Source organism: Shewanella sp. 10N.286.45.A1 (genome assembly GCF_041470405.1).
Classification (GTDB): Bacteria; Pseudomonadota; Gammaproteobacteria; order Enterobacterales; family Shewanellaceae; genus Shewanella.
In genome coordinates, this window is record NZ_JBFRMK010000115.1 from 1 (window position 1) to 2,846 (window position 2,846).

The following is a 2,846-nucleotide window of genomic DNA, read 5'->3' on the forward strand; positions in this document are numbered from 1 at the left end:
TAATGCAATTGGTATAAAATACTACCCTGCTACTGGTAAAACTCAGGTTGGACGTTCTGTTTTAAGTATTCAAGCCGATCCATAAGATAGTTTCAGCCGCTTAAAGACAGTAATTTTTCTGGCATAAGCAGTTGATTAGTCGATATTTAGTTTGCCAAAGCTTGTATTGTTGAAGCTTTATGCTGTCTACTGTTATATACAAAGCACATTTATTTGCCATACTTAAGAAGAGTTTTCTTATCTGGTGAGTCAATGCGATTTTTTATTTTTAGCTTTTTAGTTTATTTTGTATTGATGAGTTCAGCTGCGCTAGCTGATTCGAGGCTGAGCGCTGCAAACAATATGTTATTAAAACAGCTAAAGTTAATTAATCTTGTTGAACCCGCTCCAGCCTATAAAAAGTATATGACTCAGTTAGCCAGTGCTATTGTGACAGAAGAACAATTTGAGCTTATTGAAGCCGATATTGTTGATTTTTGGTCACGCCATCAGATAAAAACCCATAGCACTGAAGCTTCAAAACTTAACGATCTTTTAGTTCGTGCGATGTCTTTAGAGCCAAAGATCAATGATTATCTGCAGTTACAAAACCGACTTTCACATTTGCAGTGGCTTACTGAACAAACTGAATGGCAACGAATCCGTGTAGAGGGCTTGATTAGACCTGGTATGCAAAGCGTTTCTCTTCCCGCTATCGCAAAGCGTTTATCTTTACTTGGAGATGGCACTGCAAATGCTGTTGAGCTGAATGTTTTTGAAGATGATTTAGTTAATACAGTTAAGCGTTTTCAACGACGCCATGGCTTAACCCCCGATGGAATTATTGGCCCAGATACTATGAAATGGCTGAATATGGCACCATCGCAGCGGGCTATTATATTAGCAAGAAGTTTCATTCAAAAGTCGACATTTATGTCACAACGAGACGATCGATTTTTGGTGATAAACATACCGGCGTTCGAAATGGAGTTGATTAATGACGGTAGAGTTGAACTTGAATCGCGAGTTATTGTTGGTAAACCCTATAGGCAAACTCCTTTACTAAGTAGTGCAATTTCTAATGTTGTGATAAATCCTAGTTGGCGAGTACCAAAAAAGATTTTATATAATGATTTGTTACCACAGGTTCGCAAAGATGGAAGTTACATTGAACAGCGTGAGTTTGACGTATTTGATCGACAGGGTAATCGAGTGATTAAGTCTGCAGAACAGTGGCGTGATTTAGCGTTTGGACCCTTTCCATTTCGATTTGTACAGCGACCTGGAGTTAACAATACCTTAGGGCGATACAAATTTTATTTTCCTAATGATTTTAGTGTTTATCTACACGATACCGCTGATCCTAATCTCTTTAATCAAAGTTATAGAGCTCTGTCCTCAGGATGCATTAGGATAGAAAATGTTGAGGGTTTAGCTAACTGGATGGCCGCTAACCTAGTAAAAGATAAACAAACTTGGGTGGATAGGCATGTGAACAGAGATAAAACCCAGTGGTTTGCTTTGAATTCGACCCTAAATGTTCACTTGGTGTACTGGACGGCATGGATAGATAAAGACAATTTAGCTCAATTTAGAAATGATATTTACCAAAAGCAGTCGATTAGCGATGGAAAACCACCTTCGATTGCTCAGATCAATAGCTTGTAGAGCACTTTTCAATATTTTCTGCTGATAACTTGCATTCCTATCACTTTAAGGCTACTTTGCCTGCCAGTTGTAGGAAAAGTAGTCAGTGGTGAAAGTGTGACCGTAGTATGTTCTGCTCGTAGACAGTTATTATTAGGCCTTGGTGGAGTAGCAATGCTTTCTATGCTACCTACAAAAGCACAAGCAAGTCGTTCAACCAAAGGGGTTAGAAGTTTAGGCTTTTACAACCGTCATACAGGTGAACGCGGGCAGGGAAGCTATTGGATTGATGGTGATTACCAAAGTGATATCTTGACTGATTTTAGTCAAGTATTGCGTGATCATCGCCAAAATGAGTCAGCTCCAATGGATAATAGGCTATTTGATTTTGCCTTTTTATTAAAACAATCCTTAAATTATGACGATGAATTTCACATAATTTCAGGCTATCGTTCACCGAAAACGAATCAAATGCTAGCCAAGAGAAGAAATGGGGTTGCTAAGAAGAGCTACCACATGAAGGGGATGGCGCTTGATATCGCTGTGTCAGGTGTCAAGCTTGCCGAAGTAAGAAGCGCTGCTTTAGCACTTAAACTGGGCGGAGTAGGTTATTATCCTAACTCAGGGTTCGTGCATATCGATACCGGCCCAATAAGAAGTTGGTAACTAACTCGAGTAGGCTAATAATATTTTGTTTACTTGGCTGATGTATGTTAGTATCCGCCCGCTTTTAGTAAGTAATGGTTGGTCGAAAATCGTTACTATACATTTATATTATTTTTTTATTAAGTGAGTTTTATTATGTCTTACACAATCGCTGCACAAATCCGCACTGAAATAGGGAAAGGTTCGAGCCGCCGCCTACGTCATGCTAACAAAGTACCTGCTGTTATCTACGGTCCAGGCAAAGAAGCTATCTCTATCGTTTTCGATCATAAAGATATCATCAATATCCAAGCGAACGATGACTTTTACAATACTGACCTAACTATCTCTTTAGATGGTAAAGACGTAGCAGTACGTGTTCAAGACATGCAACGTCATGCATTCAAGCCTTTGATTGAACATATTGATTTCAAATTTGCTTAAATTTTAAGTGAATTAAAAAAAGCGCCCTTAACGGTAATGCCGGTCAGTTAAGCTGACTGGCATTTTTTATTTCTAGCGTATCTTTGAGGCCTAGGCTTTACCCTTCGGGGAAAACTTCGGTCTCGCCGTGG

The 2,846-nt window shown here is 39.1% G+C and carries 3 protein-coding genes; all 3 read left to right on the forward strand.

From position 1 onward, the window contains the following. Positions 1–252: 252 nt before the first annotated feature. The 3 genes from AB4238_RS09650 to rplY all read left to right on the forward strand — a co-directional run bounded on the left by AB4238_RS09650 (position 253) and on the right by rplY (position 2,715). Positions 253–1,647 (forward strand): murein L,D-transpeptidase, encoded by a 1,395-nt coding sequence (locus tag AB4238_RS09650; RefSeq protein WP_372033233.1) that lies wholly within the window; start codon positions 253–255, stop codon positions 1,645–1,647. Between the two features lie 96 nt (positions 1,648–1,743). Beyond that, on the forward strand, positions 1,744–2,292 hold the full coding sequence (locus AB4238_RS09655; RefSeq protein ID WP_372033235.1) for a DUF882 domain-containing protein: 549 nt from the start codon (positions 1,744–1,746) through the stop codon (positions 2,290–2,292). Between the two features lie 135 nt (positions 2,293–2,427). After that, a complete protein-coding gene (gene rplY / locus AB4238_RS09660) occupies positions 2,428–2,715 on the forward strand; it encodes a 50S ribosomal protein L25 (protein WP_371990128.1) in 288 nt (95 codons plus the stop codon). Positions 2,716–2,846: the final 131 nt, after the last annotated feature.